The organism is uncultured Campylobacter sp., assembly GCF_938045345.1.
In the GTDB taxonomy this organism is placed as follows: domain Bacteria; phylum Campylobacterota; class Campylobacteria; order Campylobacterales; family Campylobacteraceae; genus Campylobacter_B.
The window spans coordinates 1-14,418 of the sequence record NZ_CALIMS010000061.1 but is presented as its reverse complement, the minus strand read 5'-3'; the positions used below and the strand labels follow the sequence as shown (position 1 = coordinate 14,418).

16 protein-coding genes are annotated in these 14,418 nt (G+C 47.6%); 6 read left to right on the top strand and 10 right to left on the bottom strand.

The features are described 5' to 3' along the window. Positions 1–143 precede the first annotated feature (143 nt). From Q0144_RS10555 to Q0144_RS10545, 3 genes are all read right to left on the bottom strand, one after another. Positions 144–347, bottom strand: a complete 204-nt coding sequence (locus Q0144_RS10555) for a hypothetical protein (protein WP_005869903.1) — start codon at positions 345–347, stop codon at positions 144–146. A 73-nt stretch (positions 348–420) separates the two neighbouring features. Further along, positions 421–1,161, bottom strand: a complete 741-nt coding sequence (locus Q0144_RS10550; RefSeq protein ID WP_298064126.1) for an EI24 domain-containing protein — start codon at positions 1,159–1,161, stop codon at positions 421–423. A gap of 417 nt (positions 1,162–1,578) precedes the next feature. After that, entirely contained in the window at positions 1,579–2,268 is a 690-nt protein-coding gene (locus Q0144_RS10545; protein ID WP_298064125.1) for a dUTP diphosphatase, read from the bottom strand. Positions 2,269–2,348: 80 nt separating this feature from the next. On the opposite strand from Q0144_RS10545, the gene Q0144_RS10540 reads away from it, so the two are divergent. Then, entirely contained in the window at positions 2,349–2,762 is a 414-nt protein-coding gene (locus Q0144_RS10540; protein ID WP_177386822.1) for a hypothetical protein, read from the top strand. A gap of 320 nt (positions 2,763–3,082) precedes the next feature. Here Q0144_RS10540 and Q0144_RS10535 read toward each other — a convergent pair whose 3' ends face one another. Next, entirely contained in the window at positions 3,083–3,292 is a 210-nt protein-coding gene (locus tag Q0144_RS10535) for a 4-oxalocrotonate tautomerase family protein (RefSeq protein WP_298064123.1), read from the bottom strand. A 106-nt stretch (positions 3,293–3,398) separates the two neighbouring features. Between Q0144_RS10535 and luxS the strand changes: the two genes are divergently transcribed. The 3 genes from luxS to Q0144_RS10520 all read left to right on the top strand — a co-directional run bounded on the left by luxS (position 3,399) and on the right by Q0144_RS10520 (position 6,442). After that, the gene (luxS, locus tag Q0144_RS10530) at positions 3,399–3,902 is read left to right on the top strand and encodes an S-ribosylhomocysteine lyase (RefSeq protein WP_298064121.1); all 504 of its coding nucleotides are present in this window, start codon (positions 3,399–3,401) and stop codon (positions 3,900–3,902) included. Between the two features lie 586 nt (positions 3,903–4,488). Continuing rightward, positions 4,489–4,827 carry a cupin domain-containing protein gene (locus Q0144_RS10525; RefSeq protein WP_298027004.1) on the top strand — a complete coding sequence of 113 codons (339 nt, stop codon included), beginning with the start codon at positions 4,489–4,491 and terminating at the stop codon, positions 4,825–4,827. A gap of 163 nt (positions 4,828–4,990) precedes the next feature. Then, complete coding sequence (locus Q0144_RS10520; protein WP_298064119.1) at positions 4,991–6,442, top strand: DKNYY domain-containing protein; 1,452 nt, start codon at positions 4,991–4,993, stop codon at positions 6,440–6,442. 516 nt (positions 6,443–6,958) lie between these two features. On the opposite strand, the gene mnmA is transcribed toward Q0144_RS10520, so the two are convergent. From mnmA to aroQ, 6 genes are all read right to left on the bottom strand, one after another. Continuing rightward, positions 6,959–7,990 carry a tRNA 2-thiouridine(34) synthase MnmA gene (mnmA, locus tag Q0144_RS10515; protein ID WP_298064117.1) on the bottom strand — a complete coding sequence of 344 codons (1,032 nt, stop codon included), beginning with the start codon at positions 7,988–7,990 and terminating at the stop codon, positions 6,959–6,961. Next, positions 7,987–8,592, bottom strand: coding sequence for a TIGR00730 family Rossman fold protein (locus tag Q0144_RS10510; RefSeq protein ID WP_298064115.1), 606 nt, complete (start codon positions 8,590–8,592; stop codon positions 7,987–7,989). The genes mnmA and Q0144_RS10510 overlap by 4 nt, the downstream gene beginning before the upstream one ends. A 115-nt stretch (positions 8,593–8,707) precedes the next feature. Then, complete coding sequence (locus Q0144_RS10505; RefSeq protein ID WP_298051425.1) at positions 8,708–9,907, bottom strand: P-loop NTPase; 1,200 nt, start codon at positions 9,905–9,907, stop codon at positions 8,708–8,710. Beyond that, on the bottom strand, positions 9,889–10,425 hold the full coding sequence (gene folK, locus Q0144_RS10500; RefSeq protein ID WP_298051428.1) for a 2-amino-4-hydroxy-6-hydroxymethyldihydropteridine diphosphokinase: 537 nt from the start codon (positions 10,423–10,425) through the stop codon (positions 9,889–9,891). The genes Q0144_RS10505 and folK overlap by 19 nt, the downstream gene beginning before the upstream one ends. Positions 10,426–10,428: 3 nt before the next feature. After that, positions 10,429–11,460 (bottom strand): M24 family metallopeptidase, encoded by a 1,032-nt coding sequence (locus tag Q0144_RS10495; RefSeq protein ID WP_298064113.1) that lies wholly within the window; start codon positions 11,458–11,460, stop codon positions 10,429–10,431. A gap of 12 nt (positions 11,461–11,472) precedes the next feature. Then, complete coding sequence (aroQ, locus tag Q0144_RS10490) at positions 11,473–11,940, bottom strand: type II 3-dehydroquinate dehydratase (RefSeq protein ID WP_005869936.1); 468 nt, start codon at positions 11,938–11,940, stop codon at positions 11,473–11,475. A 172-nt stretch (positions 11,941–12,112) separates the two neighbouring features. Between aroQ and Q0144_RS10485 the strand changes: the two genes are divergently transcribed. Together Q0144_RS10485 and sppA are read left to right on the top strand one after the other, a co-directional pair. Then, positions 12,113–13,330, top strand: coding sequence for a metal-dependent hydrolase (locus Q0144_RS10485; protein WP_298064111.1), 1,218 nt, complete (start codon positions 12,113–12,115; stop codon positions 13,328–13,330). Then, positions 13,318–14,190, top strand: a complete 873-nt coding sequence (gene sppA, locus Q0144_RS10480) for a signal peptide peptidase SppA (protein ID WP_298064108.1) — start codon at positions 13,318–13,320, stop codon at positions 14,188–14,190. Before Q0144_RS10485 ends, sppA begins: the two co-directional genes overlap by 13 nt. Positions 14,191–14,418 lie beyond the last annotated feature (228 nt).

Here is a 14,418-nt window from a genome sequence, read left to right as displayed (position 1 = left end):
GAATTTTAGAATTTTAGAATTTTAGAATTTTAGAATTTTAGAATTTTAGAATTTTAGAATTTTAGAATTTTAGAATTTTAGAATTTTGCGGCGCGCAGATTAATAGACAAATTAAAACGCGCCGCAGCAAGTGGTGCCAGCAGCTAGTTTGCAGCGTCTTGAAGCTCTTCTTCGATCTCAGAGTTGCTTTTTACGACCATGCCTGAGCCGTGGATGACGCTAGGCATGCAGGATGTGCAGATATGCACCGTCTCGCCGTTTTTATGCGCCTTGATAAAGACCGCGTTTTCATCATCGCTGCTTTTGAGCGAACATATATTGCAAATGTAAATATCACCTGATTTCATAGAAATCCTTTCTTAAAAAATTTTGCACTATTTTATGAAAATTTCAAAATTTTTCATTGATTTTAGTTAATCTTTAGCGATTTTTATTGCGGGCGCTTTCGTCTATCAGCACTACGTGCGTCAAAAAGATGATGAAAAATAGCTGGAAAAATAATCCTACCAGCGGGATCAAACACAGCAGATAAAAAATAAAAGCGCTTAGGGCAAATTTATATCCGCCGCCCATTTTATAAGAGCGCTCGAAGCTTTTCGCGCTTAACGCGTTTGAAGCGACGTCGATTAGAATCAGCTTGTAATAGATATAAAAAAACGGCACGTTGATGATGAATAAATTTATTACCGGCACAAACAAAAGCACCGAACAGATAAATAAAATCGCTAAAAATTTTAAAATTTCAACGCTCATCAGCTTTAGCACTCGCGCCGTGCTCGCTTCGTCCGCGCGGATTAGGCGGTAGTGGCGGGCGTTGATCTCTTTAGTGACTGCGGGCGTCAAAAAGGCCGCGATGATAAGCGCACAAAACACGCTAAGCATCAGCACCGCAAAGCTGGCAAACACCGAAAAAATCGCGCCGATAATCCACTTCGTAGCAGCAAAGCTTAGAATTTTCGCAATTACCGGGAAGCGCTGTTCGTTCAAGAAGCTAAAATCGCCGCTTTGCGCGCCCTGCGAAAGCGCGTCAAAAAGCTCTTTGCCGCCGAAAAATGCGAGCATGCCCAAGATTATAAGCGAGCACATAAGCGGTAATAGCGAGAGCAAAATAAACTTGCGCGTAAAAAAGTCCTGCTTTGCTAAATTAAAAATTCTACCCATGTATGCTCCTATTTGCGTTATTTTAGCGACTTTTGCGACGGAATTTGAGCTGAGTAATTTGGCTGCCGCACGAAACGCGCCTCATCAATCCGCCCGCTTGGCTCATTCGCTTTTTTTAACCGGCTCATCTTGCATTATAATACGAAATTTATGCTTTGATCGCTTGCCCGCGTTTAATTTGCTCATTTATAGTGTGTAAAAAGAGGCTAGATCTAGCTATGTTTTTACCTGTTGCGAATATTTATTTGCTTGCTGCGCGGAATTTTGCCACTTATAAATAAGCTGACATTGCGTAAAATTTTAGGTACAAAACTGCAGAATTTCAAATCAAACCTCTTTTTTAAAATTTGCCTGCCGAAATTTTATAGATGGAATTTTAAAATCTTAAAGATAAATTTCGCAAGCAAATCCATGACTTTACTTCGTCGCGTCGTAGATCTTTTGCAATTGCTCGTAAATTTCGTTTGCGCTTACTGCGCCTTTTGATAGCACCTCGATTAGCACCTCGTTATCTTCAAGGTCTCCCCAGATTTTGCGGTAGCCGCCTTCTTTGTAGCCGTTATTTTGGCGGAATTTATTCAGCACGTTTTTGCCAATATATTTGGCAAAAAGTATGTCTAAGCTCACTCCGCATTTAATCGCGACGCGAAAAAAATCGGTCAGTAGCTCACCGATTTGCAGCTCAAAGCCGCTTGTTTCGTGGATTACTAGCTCGATGTCGTTTACGATTTCGTAGATGCTGTATTCGCGCACGTCGTAGGCGTAGGAGCTAAACTCCGCAAATCCGCTTACTGCCGTGACGTCGCTTACGATGTGATCGATGTTTTTGCTGCCGTAATATTGCTCTAAAATATAGCTCATCACGAAGTGCCAAATATCAACGATCTCGATGACGATATTATTCACGTCCGGCGCTGCAGAGATATTTTTCCAATGCTTCCACGCAAAGCTATCGATGAGCTCTGCGCATTCCATGTAAATGCAGCGCTTCCAGTTGATAAGTTTGCCGTTTTTTGTATAGCCATCCTCCCAGCCCACGCCATTTGTTTCGTCGTTTAGGGCTTGCTGCATCAGAAACATCTCTTTTACTTTTTTATAATTTTCCATAAAAATTCTCCTAATTTTGGCTCGCGATTATAGCTAATAAAAGAAAATCATTGTATAATTTAGCAAAAAGGAGGCTTAAAATGTGTGCCGCTCAGGATAAATTCGACGAGTTTTTAGGCAGGATGAAACTCCTATCTCTCGGAGTTTTGCGCAATAATCTGCCATATTGCTGCAGTGCATTTTATGCCTACGATCCGCAAAATAAGGAGCTCATCATCGCAAGCGCGAGCGACTCCGAGCATATCAAAGCAGTCTTTGCCAACCGCGGAGTTGCAGCTACGGTCGCGCTGGATACGAAATTTGTAGGTAGGATCAAAGGCGTGCAGATTTGCGGCCATATCCGTAGCGCGGATGAGCGCGAAACCTCGCTATATCTTAAGCGCTTCCCGTTTGCGCGCGCGATGGAGACCGATTTTTTTACAATCAGAATTGATTGGATGAAAATGACCGATAATACCCTAACTTTCGGCAAAAAGCTAATTTGGGAACGCTAGTTCGCTAATAAATCGTCTATTTATTTTTACGAAATTTTAAACTTTGCGAGGATTAAATTTTATCTAGTAAGATTTTAAAACTTGCATAAATTCTATCTTGTCTATTTTTCAAAGAATTTCACCATTAGATCCGCTTTAAAATTTCCGCTCGGTTGGTTTTTGGAATTTTACAGCATGGAATTTAGCGTAAAATTTCATCTTGCAAGCTGAGGTTGTCGCAAATTTTATTCCCTTAGAAGTGAAACCTGCCGCGTAGAATTTCGCATGAAAATTTTAAAATTCTAAAATTTAACTTTTCAAAGTTAGCTTGACGCGCGAGCTTAGCTCTGCCGCTTTCTGATTTCGCTTACTAGTCGTCCGCCGATCGCGTAGTCGTCAGTGGATATTTCGTCTATCGTCACGACCGTAGCTTTTTCGCCCCTACCCAGCACGGCTACGAGGGCGTCGGTGAGGTTCTTGACGAGCCTTGCTTTTTGTTCGCGACTTAAGCCGCCGCGCTCTTTGGTGATTTTGACGTTTATGTAGGGCATTAATTCTCCTGAAAATAAACGTAATTGTAGCCAAAATTTCGTCTGTGCGCCTAAAAGTGCGAAATTTTATGTTAAAATCGCCGTGATCTGAATTTAAGGAGAAAATATGCCATTGTTAGATAGTTTCAAGGTCGATCATACTCGCATGAATGCCCCGGGCGTGCGGCTCGCAAAGAGCATGCGCACCAAAAGCGGCGATAAAATTAGCGTCTATGATCTGCGGTTTTGCCGTCCGAATTTAGAGATCATGAGCGAGCGCGGCACCCACACACTGGAGCATCTTTTCGCGGGCTTCATGCGCGAGCATCTAAATAGCGCGGACGTCGAGATTATCGACATCTCGCCGATGGGATGCCGCACGGGCTTTTATATGAGCGTGATCGGCACGCCTAGCGAGAGTGCCGTCGCAGCGGCGTGGAGCGCGAGTATGAAGGATATTTTGGGCGTGGGCTCTCAAGCAGAGATCCCCGAGCTGAATAAATTTCAGTGCGGCACCTTCGCGATGCACTCGCTTGCAGAAGCTAAACAGATCGCGCAAAACGTGCTAAATAAGGGAATCGGCGTGATCAAAAACGACGAGATCGCGCTGGATCCAAGCAAGATAAAATAGTTTTGAAATTTAAGAGATAGTGCAAAATCTAGCACTATCTCTTTGAGCGCTCGCTCGGTTCGCGATCAGTGTGTAACGCACCATAAAATATTATCGTAAAATATGCAAAAATTCGAGGTGCAAGATGCGTATTTGCTAAAACAAGCCGGAGGTAGTAGCATCTATTTATAAGCCGATTTAGCTTTATAAACCGACTTGGCGCTTGCCGTAAAGTCTGCGCCACGCGAGGTTTTTGATAAAAGATACGATTGGGCTTTAAGCTGGGTGGCAAAAGCGCGCAAGCAAAGCTCATATCAAATTCAATAAATTTATCTCGTAGGCCGGTTTTAAATTTATAAGAATTTTTAAAATTTCGTCTTAAATTAAAGCCGAAATTCTATCCGCAAATACCCTGCTTATGCACATTATTACTTTCAGATGCGATCTTCAATCCTCCAAAAAAATCGCACAGCAAAACGAGAATTTAGAATTTTTATTTAAGGTTGCGTTGTGAGTTTGGCGTTTGAAATTTCACTTTCGCTGCACGAAAAGAATGCTAAAATTCCGCCGAAACCGCACCGGATGCGGTGAACTTAAAGGAGAGAAAATGCAAAGAATTTTTCATATAAAAGATGCTATTTGTAGCGACGAGCGAGCCGTAAAAACGACATTTTTTACTACGGAGGCCACTTGCGGCGCGGTTTGGATCGTCAAACGCGGCCAGGTCGTAGCGCCGCATATTCACCCAGACGGCGATGACGTGTGGATATGCTTAAGCGGAAGCGGCGTGTTTTATCCGAGCAAGGGCGAGGAGGTGCCGATCTGTGCGGGAGATCTAATCATTTCCAAAAGCGGAGAGTGCCACGGTATGAAAAATACGGGCGATGAGGATTTTGTGTTTGCAAGCGTTACGGCGCCGATTCCGTGCGGCTACGAAGCGCTTTGAATTAAAATTTGCCAGAGATTTTGTGGTATTCGTAAAATAAATTAGCGCCGCAAAGAGTTGAATCAGAATTTGTCCGTAGCGTTAAATTTCATAAATTTAGCCGCGCTTTTGTACAATTTCAAGTGCCGCGCAATCTGCGGCGAGATTAAATTTGAGGCAAAAGATGTATGAGGATTTTACGCAAGAGCTAAAGGACGAGCGGGCGCAAAAGAAGCGCGAGGCTAGGGCGCGCGAGGCAGAAACAGATCGCAAGCCTGTACGAGACGCGCCTCGAGGTATGCCGCTTTGGCGCAAGATCGCGCTTGGCGCGACATTTGTATTTGCGGCTTTTAGCGTGCTTATTATGTCGGCGGTTATAAATTCCGCAGACGACTACTCGCCGCAAGAGCAGATCAAATACAGCGATTTTTACAAAAAAGGAGACGAAATTTACGCCCTCGTGGTGGGTGCGGGCTATTTTGCGATGCAGGGCGCGGACGCGGCGAGCTTTCGGGTTTTGGATTTCGGCTCCGGCTACCGCTCCAACGTCGCGGCGGATCAAAACGCCGTATATTGCGGAAATATCGCGATGAGCGAGCTGGAGCCCGCGCGCACGAAAGCCGTAGCGTTCGGATACGTAAGCGACGGGCGAGTTAGCTACTTTTGCGACGGCGAGGCGGTGCCGAACGACGCGCTGGGAACTCTTAAGCTCACTTATCAAACCTTGGCGCATATTTTTTGGGATGCGCCCAAGCCGCAAAGCTACCTCTATAAATTTAAGCGAATGGACGCTACGGATCTGCGCCAAATCGCGGGTTTGTATTACGCGGCGGAGGGCTCGCGCGCGTTTTATAAGGGAGAGGTTTTGCCGGACGCCGATGCCGCGAGCCTGCGCCAGATAGAGGGAAGCGACGGGCGCGCTAGCGGCGTTTATACCGCGGACGGCGCGAACGTGTATTTTAAAAGCCTACGCCTTGACGCGCGCGATAACGGCGGCCATTACGATCTTTTTAGGCAGCGGTTGGACTATTTTTTGTGGGATGCGAAAAGCGGCGACGTTTTTGCAAACGATCTGAAATTTGACCCAGCCGCCGCGCCCTATACTCCGCTAAATAGGCAGCTCGCACATTCAAACCATCTGCTTTTTGCCTCCCCTGGCGGTATCTACTATTTCGACGAGAACAACGGAAAGCAAAAGCGCGCGGGAGACAACCCCTTTGCAGGCGAGGTTCGCGCGCTTAGCGGCAGCGTATTTCAAAGCGGCGAGCGGATATATTTTTTGGAGCGCGCGGATGTTTGGGGCGGCGGTCGCAGCACTCGCAGGCTAGTCGCTCGCAAAAGCGGGCTTTTCGCGCTCGATCTGCCACACGAGTGGCGCAGGGTCGGCGGCGTGCACGGCGGGCTATACGGCTGGGTCTATTCAAACGGCGGGCGATTTTTCTATTTCGACGATCTGGGCTCTTCGCAGCTGATAGATCGGTGCATTTATGAGATTAGGGATCTAAGCTTGGTTGAAATTTTGCTTCAAAAAAGCAGCTTTGGCACGAGTAAAATTCGCGAGATGATAAAGAGCGGTGGGCTTGAGGCGGTGGACGGCGAGCTGCTTTTTGAGGTAAAGACGCGGGTGGAATTTTAGCCGCGACGGGCGTTACCTGGACTCTAGAAAGCGTTGCTAAATTTTAAAATTTACTTTTATTTCGGCGTAAATTTATAAAATTTAAATGGCGCCGCGGGCTTTGACGCGAGCTTAGGTTTAAATTTTATCGCAAATCGCCTTTGGAGCAGTCGTGCAAAATTTTGTTTCGTCGTATCGAGATGGCGCGCGAAGATTTATATCGGTCGCGATCTTTGCGTCGCGGCGCGCTTTGATAAGGCGTCGCCGTAAATTTTATTTTAGCACCGCAGCTTTCGTAAATTTTTGCTAGCAGTGCGGGCAACGCGGCGACAGAGCGTAAATTTAAAAGGCTTAATCGTAAAGCTACGCGCATAAAACTTGCTCGCCGAGCTCGCAAGATAAAATTTAGCGGCTTGGATTCAAAAGCGTAAATTCCTTTTTTGATATGAAATTTAACAGAGTGGGTGCATATCAAGCGGCGCGATCAAAGCGCCGTTTTGCAAACTCGCGAGCTTTAAGTGAAGCAAAAACAAAGCGCTATTTTATAAAGCCGCTTGCCACTACGCGATCGCGCTCGTCGTAAAAAACCGCGAGCTGTGCCGGAGCAATGCCCGCTGCGGGCGCGGACAGTACGGCATGCACGCCGCCGTCTTCGCGCGGCGAAATTTTAACGAGGAGTTTGGCGCTGCGGTAGCGGATCTTAACGCCGAGACCCGCCATATTTAAAATTTCATCCCTGCTTAAAAAGGCGTTAAAATTTTCGGTGTCGAACTCGTAGGTCGCCAGTTCCTCCTTGCCGCCCACGACGATCTCGTTTTTATGCGGGTCGATGCTTAGCACGAAGTGCGGCTCATGCGCGCCGTGCACCGTAAAACCGCGGCGCTTGCCGATCGTGTAGTGCATATAGCCCTCGTGAGTGCCGATGGCGTTGCCCGCGCGGTCGCGCACGATGCCGGGCATTTTGGTGCCCGTATGACGGTTCAAAACGTCGATATAGGTGGTATCTACAAAGCAGATCTCGCTGCTTTCGCTCGCAGAGGCGATCTGCGAAAGCTCCGTATAGGCGCACGCAGCCTCTTTGACGTCCTTTTTATACATCCCTCCAAGCGGAAAGAGCATAAACTTAAGCGCGGCGGGATCGATGTTTGCTAAAAAATAACTCTGATCTTTGCTAAGGTCGGTTGCGGCTTTTAAAAGCCCATCCTCGATACGGACGTAGTGCCCCGTAGCTAGGCGCTCAAAGCTCTGCTCGCGCGCAAATTCCAAGAGCTTGCCGAGCTTTATGCGGCGATTACACAGCGCGCAGGGATTCGGCGTAAGACCGTCGATATAGGCCTGCACGAAGGGCTCGTAAACATCGCGATTAAAATCATCCTGCAGATCCAAAATGTGGATTTTTATACCTAAAAACTCGCCTACCTTGCGAACTTTGGCGATGTTTGCCTCATGATAGCCGGGCTTTGCGTGCAGCTTCATATAGCAGCCCTGCACCTCGTGGCCCGCGTCCTTCAGCAGCTTCGCGCACATCGAGCTATCCACGCCGCCGCTCATCGCGACTAAAATTTTCATTCGTTCTCCTTACGTCGCACGTCCGTCAAAATTTCATCCACGCTGTCGCAGAGCTTAAAATTTTGCAGATCGCTTTCGTTTATCGCACCAGATTTTAGCAGCGAAGTGCGGAAAAACTCCATCAAAGGCGCGTAAAATTCCTCGTCGTAAAGATAGATCCGTGCGCGTTTAAAGCCCGTCTGCACCAGCACTAAAATTTCAAAAAACTCATCCAGCGTCCCAAATCCGCCAGGAAAGATGGCGAAAATTTCGCTGTTTTCGATGAGAGCGCCTTTGCGTGGCGCAAATGCCGAAAATTTCGCGCCCTGCGTCAAAAAGCCGTTGCTTTTTTGCTCAAACGGCAGCATGATGTTAAAGCCCACGCTGTGCGTTCTTGCTCTCGCAAATGCGCCTCGGTTGGCGCCTTGCATAATGCCGCCACCGCCTCCGGTGATGATCGAGTATCCTAAATCAGCGAGCCCCTCGCAGAGCTTTTGCGCGTCTTTTACATAGCGATTATCCTCGCTAAAGCGCGCCGAGCCGAAGATCGTGGCGCTTTTGCCCACGTTTTTGAGATTGTCGCGGGCAATTTTGATGTCTTTTAGAATTTCTTTTAACTGCATGATTAATCTATCTTTTGTGTATATTATTTAAAATTTCAGCTTTAAGAATAGCATTAAATTTTTAAAATTCCGTTTAAAATAGTAGAATTTGCGCGATTTAAAATCTCATCGTAAATCATACTAGGTTGCTAAGTTTTCGTAAGAATCCGCCGACGCCGCGGTAAGCGCTCATATCGATAGGCTCGCAGCCCTGTTTGCTCAAAAATCGCGAGACGCTCTGTTTAAGCGCGATCGTAGCGGGTGAAAACGGATAGTGCGAGTTAAAAAGCGCGCGATTTTGTGAGCAGATGGCTACTTGTTTGCAAAACGGCACAAAGCCTAGCAGTTTAAAGCCCAGCTCGCTTATATTGCGGTGCGCAACCGACTTTAGATTGTCGTAGATCATCACGGCGTCATCCTCGCTCGCGGTGAAATTTAGCAAAAACAAAACCTCTTTTTTGCTCGCCCCAAGCGTCTTTAAAAGCGCGTAGGTGTTGCTTATCGAGCAGGGTTCGTTCGCGCACAGCACGATATTTTCGTCGCCGATGCTCAAAAAATCTCCAAGATACTCAAGCCCCGCATCGATCAAAATAAAATCGAAGATTCCCGCCTCTTTTAGCTCGCTTGCGAAGCAAGCAGGGCTTTCGTGAGCCTTTGCGTTTGCGGAATTTCCGGCTTTTTTGGAATTTGATGAGCGGGCGGAATTTTTCATTTCATCTTCACTTGCGGAATTTTGAGAATTCTCGTCAGGGATTGAATTTTGCTTGGTGAAATCATTGCTTTTAAAATTCTCTAGGCTTTCTGATTCTGTAAAATTCCATCCATCTTCGCAATTCTGCGGCTTTTTGGCTGCACAATTCGTAGAATTTTTTGCAGAGTTTGCCATTGAATTTGAAGCGGCGGAATTTTCTGAGTTGTTTTTGTCATCAGAGCTCGTAAGCTTTTGCACATAATTGCGCGAGCCGCTACTTTCGTCGCCTTCCCGGTTTTGTGCGCTATCCATAGAATTTTGCATGACGCAATCGTCCGCGCTAGAGCTTGCGTTTTTGATAGAATTTTGTGCCATAGAATTCGCGCTATTTACAGAATTTTGTGAAGCAAGCGCGGGCGAAACGAGCGTTAAATTTTGAGAAATTTTTATTGCGATGGCGCTTGGTAGCGAAATCCTCTTTCTTTGCAAAGCGTTTAAGATGATCTCTTGATTGTTTAAATTTGGCGCTTCGATGATCGCCGTGCGGTAGCCCTGCTCGCTTAGAATTTCGGCGAAATTTGCTGCAATCACGCTCTTGCCGACTCCGCCCTTGGCGCTTAAAAAATTTACGATTTTAGTTTGCATATCAGTCCTCTTTTAAATTTCATCTCTCCAAGTGGCAAAATCACGCTTATGCGCTCGCAGGCACCCGGATGCGGCAGCACGAGCTGCTCGCAGGCACGCACCTTCGCGCTTGCATATAAAATATCCACGTCCAGCGTGCGCGGCGCGTTTTTAAAGCTTCTTTTGCGTCCAAATCGTAGCTCTGCGCGCTGCATGATTTTGAGTAATGTAAGCGGCGGCAGAGAGCTTTGCACGAGCATTACGGCGTTTAAAAAATCGGGCTGATCTAAAAAACCAAACGGTCTGTTTTTTAAAATCAAGGAATTTTGCGCTACGAAAAAGCGCGTATCGCTCTGTAAAACGCGATAAAATCGCTCGAAGCGCCGCCTGATATCTCCTAAATTCCCGCCGAGCCCGAGCAGATATAAATTTTTAAAATTTCCGCGCTCGCGGCGCCTCATCGGGAAAACGGCGCTTTTTACGACGCACAGCGCGTCCATGCACTCGTAAAATCCGTTTTTCTTAAGTCGCACATTCATAATCTACTCGCTTAAAATTTCGCAGCCGCCTGCCGTGACGACCACGACGTCCTCGATGCGCACGCCAAATTCGCCGGGCAAGTAAATCCCGGGCTCCACGCTAAAGACCATGCCCTCTTTTAGCACGACCTCTCCGCGCTTTGAGATAAACGGAAGCTCGTGGATATCGACTCCGACGCCGTGTCCGGTGCTGTGGAAAAACGCTTCGCCGTAACCATGCCTCGCGATAAAATCCCTAGCCGTCGCATCGATCTCGCGCGCCTTTTTGCCAGGCATAATCGCCGCGATCGCTAGAGCTTGCGCCTCTTTTACGATCTCGTAAATCTCTTGCCGTTTGGCGTTTTTAAAATTTTGCTCTTTGCCGAAGTTAAAATTTTCGTCAAAGCACGCCGTACGCGTCCTATCGGAGCAGTAGCGGTTAAATTTAACCCCCGCGTCCAGCAGGAGCAAATCGTCATGCCGCAAACGCTTTTTGCTCGGCAGAGCGTGCGCCTTTGCGGCATTTTCGTTGATCGCGACGATAGGCGAAAAGCTAAGCGCGAGCTCGCCTTTTTTCTTAAAGATGAGCTCGGCGTTAAAAAACAGCTCTTCTTCGCTCATGCCTTCGCCCTCGGCGCGCACGAACGCGGCAAATTCGTCAAATCTTTCAGCGCCCAACTGCGCCGCGCGTTTTAAAATTTTTATCTCATCCTCTGATTTTACTATGCGAGAAATTTGCGAAAAATTCGCCCGCGCCTTAAATCTTATCCCAAGCCCTTTGCTAAGCGCCCCCCACTCACCCGCGCTAAAATCGTACGGGTTGTAGCTAAGCTCCTTTACGCCCGCCTTTCGCAAAAACAGCCGCGCGTCTTTTATCAAATTCCGCTCGACCTCGATCACCTCGGTGTCTTTGCAAAGCTCGCGCGCCTCGATGCTATAACGCGCATCGGTGAGGAAAAATTTGCGCCCCGCGAGACTCAAAAATATCGCGTTGTCGCAACTGTATCCGCACTCGTGGTAAACAGCGTTTTCGTCCTTTAGGATAAAATTTTTCAAATTTATCCAGTCCTACTTGGCTTTCTGCTCGGCTCTGGCTGCCTTGATCTGCTCAAAAATTTGAATCATTCCGATCATCGCCAGATGGTATCCCACGGGGCCGAATCCGATGATCTGACCCGCAGTTACGGGTGCTATTAGACTTTTTTGTCTAAGCTCCTCTCTGCGGGCGATGTTTGAGATATGTACCTCGATCACGGGCAGACTGACTGCGGCGAGAGCATCGCGGATAGCGAGCGAAGTGTGCGTGTAGGCGGCAGGATTGATGATGATACCGTCGCAGGTGCCGAAGCACTCTTGGATCTTATCGACGATCTCGCCTTCGAAATTGCTCTGAAAAAATTCGATCTCGTTGCCGCTCTGATCGGCGACCGCCTTCATCTGCTTATGGATATCCTCCATCTTCATAACCCCGTAAATAGCGGGTTCGCGCATACCGAGCATATTGATATTCGGTCCTTGAATCACCATAATTTTCATTTTTGCGTCCTTGTTTTGAAATTTAAGCGAAAATTATAACCAAAGCGAGCTTATTTTTTACTATGGCGCCAAATTTGCCCGTTCAAGCCCAGTCGCTAAAATTTTATCTCTAAATTTAGCACGGAAGAGAATTTTATGCTAAAATCACGCGCTGTTTTAGATAAGGAAAACGATGAGAATTTTAAGGGCGAAGTGGGTTCTTGTCTGCGATGAGAATTTTAAAATTTTAAAAGATGGCGCGATCGTCTTTGGCGAGAAAATAATCGAGGTCTGCAGCTTTGCGAGTGCGGCGCGCAAATATCCGCAAGCCGAAATTTTGGACTTTAGCGGCGATATAGCGATGCCTGCGTTTATAAACCCGCACGTGCATTTGGAATTTAGCGCAAACAAAGGCACGCTGCGCTACGGCGATTTTTTGGAGTGGCTAGGCAGCGTCATTGCCTCAAGGCAGGAGCTGGACGCCGCAGCGCGCGGACGGTTGATCACGGAGCAGATCGCCGCGATGATGCGAAGCGGCGTGGGCACGATCGGCGAAATTTCAAGCTTCGGCGGCGAGGCTGAAGCTTGCGCGCAAAGCGGCATTAGAACCGTGTTTTTCAATGAAATTTTAGGCGCGAGCAAGGACGCTACGGCGGAGAATATTTTGAAATTTAAGCAGCGTTTTGAGCGCTCAAAGGCGTTTGCAAGCTCGCTTTTTATCCCCGCCGTGTCGGTACACTCGCCGTATTCGACGCACCCGCAGATTACGGAGTTTGCGACGAGGCTTGCCCGCGAAAACGGGCTTGCTATAAGCACGCATTTTATGGAGAGTGCGTATGAGCGGCAGTGGCTGCGCACGGGGCGCGGTAAGCTTAAAACCTGGCTTTCTAAATTTAACCCAACGCCCGCGCCTTTTTACTCGCCCCGTAGCTTTGTAGCGCATTTTAGCGGGCTTCGCACGCTTTTTACGCATTGCGTTTGGGTGGATGATTTTAGCATCTTTGATCCGAAAATTCACTCGATCACGCACTGCGCGCGCTCCAACCGCCTGCTTAGCAAAAAGAGGCTGAGCTTTAAAAAGCTGCTCGCAAGCGGGCTTAATTACAACATCGCTACCGATGGGCTTAGCTCAAATTTTAGCCTAAGCTTTTTAGACGAGCTGCGTGCAAATTTAATGATGCACGACGAGCTAGGTTTGGCGGAACTAGCGCGAGCGCTGATTTTAGGCGCGACGAGAAACGCAGCAGCCGCGCTGGGGCTAAATTTGGGCGAGCTGAGGGCCGGTAAGCTCGCCGACATCGCCGTTTTTGAAGGCATTGAGTGCGATGAGGATCAGCTGCCGCTACAGCTCATTTTGCAGAGCAAAAACGTAAAATTACTTTTTATCGAAGGAATGAAATGCAATTTCTAAAGAATATCTTTGCGCCGATCGGCGCCGTGCTCGGGTTTATCAACAAATACTTTAAATCCCTGATTTTTCTGCTTATTTTGTTTTTGATTTTCGCAGGCGGCGAAAGCGCGCAACAAAAGGGCGCAAATCTCGCTCAGCTTTCGCTAAGTGGCGCGATAATGGACGATAGCGAAATTTTAGAAAAGATCGAAACTCTGAAAAACGACGAGGCGATCAAAGGAGTGCTTCTGCTGATCGATAGTCCCGGCGGCGCACTAAGCCCGAGCGTGGAAATTTCGCTGGCTATTAAATCCCTAAACTCGCGCAAGCCGGTCGTCGCCTACGCCAAGGGCACGATGGCAAGCGGCAGCTACCTAGGCGGCGTGTGGGCGAGTAAAATTTACGCAAATCCGGGCAGCTTCATCGGCTCCATAGGCGTGATCATGCAGGGCTTAGACGTGAGCGAAGCGGCCGCTAAGCTAGGCTTTGCCGAACAGATCGTCAAAGCGGGCGAGCTCAAAGAAGCGGGAACGATGATGCGAAAATGGAGCGACGCGGAGCGCGCGAGCCTGCAAGCTCTGGTGGATGAGAGCTACGAGCTATTCACGCGCGAAGTGGCGCAGGCGCGCTCGCTGGATCTTAGGAAGTGCGATACGTGGGCAAATGCGCGAGTATTTTTAGCTAGCGGCGCCAAAGGCGTCGGGCTTATCGACGAGGTGGGCTCTTTAGAGGACGCTAAAAGTGCGCTCGTAAAGGCTAGCGGCGTAGCAGATCCGATCTGGCAGGAGCCCTCGGCGTATGAAAAGATGATGGATAAGCTGGCAAATAAAAGCGAAAGCTTAGTGCGCGGAGCCTTCGGCGCGAAGCTGATGGCGTATTAGAATTTTAGAAATTTTAAATTATGAGGGAATTTTAAGAGTAGAATTTTGTATATAGAAGCTATACTGAGTTTGATTACTTTTAAATTTCCTCGCTTTTACGTTTGGCGTTTCTTTAAAATTTTACCCTTTTTGTGAATTTTTTCTTCGTTTAAGAACTCCTCATTTTTTACCAATTATTCAGCCCCCTTTAAGCATCGCTCTTGTATAATCACAATTCTGTTTCGCACC

What these genes read in the sequence shown, in the direction of transcription:
- Q0144_RS10555 (WP_005869903.1), bottom strand. Translation starts at nt 347, where the DNA reads ATGAAATCAGGTGATATTTACATTTGCAATATATGTTCGCTCAAAAGC.
- Q0144_RS10550 (WP_298064126.1), bottom strand. Translation starts at nt 1,161, where the DNA reads ATGGGTAGAATTTTTAATTTAGCAAAGCAGGACTTTTTTACGCGCAAG.
- Q0144_RS10545 (WP_298064125.1), bottom strand. Translation starts at nt 2,268, where the DNA reads ATGGAAAATTATAAAAAAGTAAAAGAGATGTTTCTGATGCAGCAAGCC.
- Q0144_RS10540 (WP_177386822.1), top strand. Translation starts at nt 2,349, where the DNA reads ATGTGTGCCGCTCAGGATAAATTCGACGAGTTTTTAGGCAGGATGAAA.
- Q0144_RS10535 (WP_298064123.1), bottom strand. Translation starts at nt 3,292, where the DNA reads ATGCCCTACATAAACGTCAAAATCACCAAAGAGCGCGGCGGCTTAAGT.
- luxS (WP_298064121.1), top strand. Translation starts at nt 3,399, where the DNA reads ATGCCATTGTTAGATAGTTTCAAGGTCGATCATACTCGCATGAATGCC.
- Q0144_RS10525 (WP_298027004.1), top strand. Translation starts at nt 4,489, where the DNA reads ATGCAAAGAATTTTTCATATAAAAGATGCTATTTGTAGCGACGAGCGA.
- Q0144_RS10520 (WP_298064119.1), top strand. Translation starts at nt 4,991, where the DNA reads ATGTATGAGGATTTTACGCAAGAGCTAAAGGACGAGCGGGCGCAAAAG.
- mnmA (WP_298064117.1), bottom strand. Translation starts at nt 7,990, where the DNA reads ATGAAAATTTTAGTCGCGATGAGCGGCGGCGTGGATAGCTCGATGTGC.
- Q0144_RS10510 (WP_298064115.1), bottom strand. Translation starts at nt 8,592, where the DNA reads ATGCAGTTAAAAGAAATTCTAAAAGACATCAAAATTGCCCGCGACAAT.
- Q0144_RS10505 (WP_298051425.1), bottom strand. Translation starts at nt 9,907, where the DNA reads ATGCAAACTAAAATCGTAAATTTTTTAAGCGCCAAGGGCGGAGTCGGC.
- folK (WP_298051428.1), bottom strand. Translation starts at nt 10,425, where the DNA reads ATGAATGTGCGACTTAAGAAAAACGGATTTTACGAGTGCATGGACGCG.
- aroQ (WP_005869936.1), bottom strand. Translation starts at nt 11,940, where the DNA reads ATGAAAATTATGGTGATTCAAGGACCGAATATCAATATGCTCGGTATG.
- Q0144_RS10485 (WP_298064111.1), top strand. Translation starts at nt 12,113, where the DNA reads ATGAGAATTTTAAGGGCGAAGTGGGTTCTTGTCTGCGATGAGAATTTT.
- sppA (WP_298064108.1), top strand. Translation starts at nt 13,318, where the DNA reads ATGCAATTTCTAAAGAATATCTTTGCGCCGATCGGCGCCGTGCTCGGG.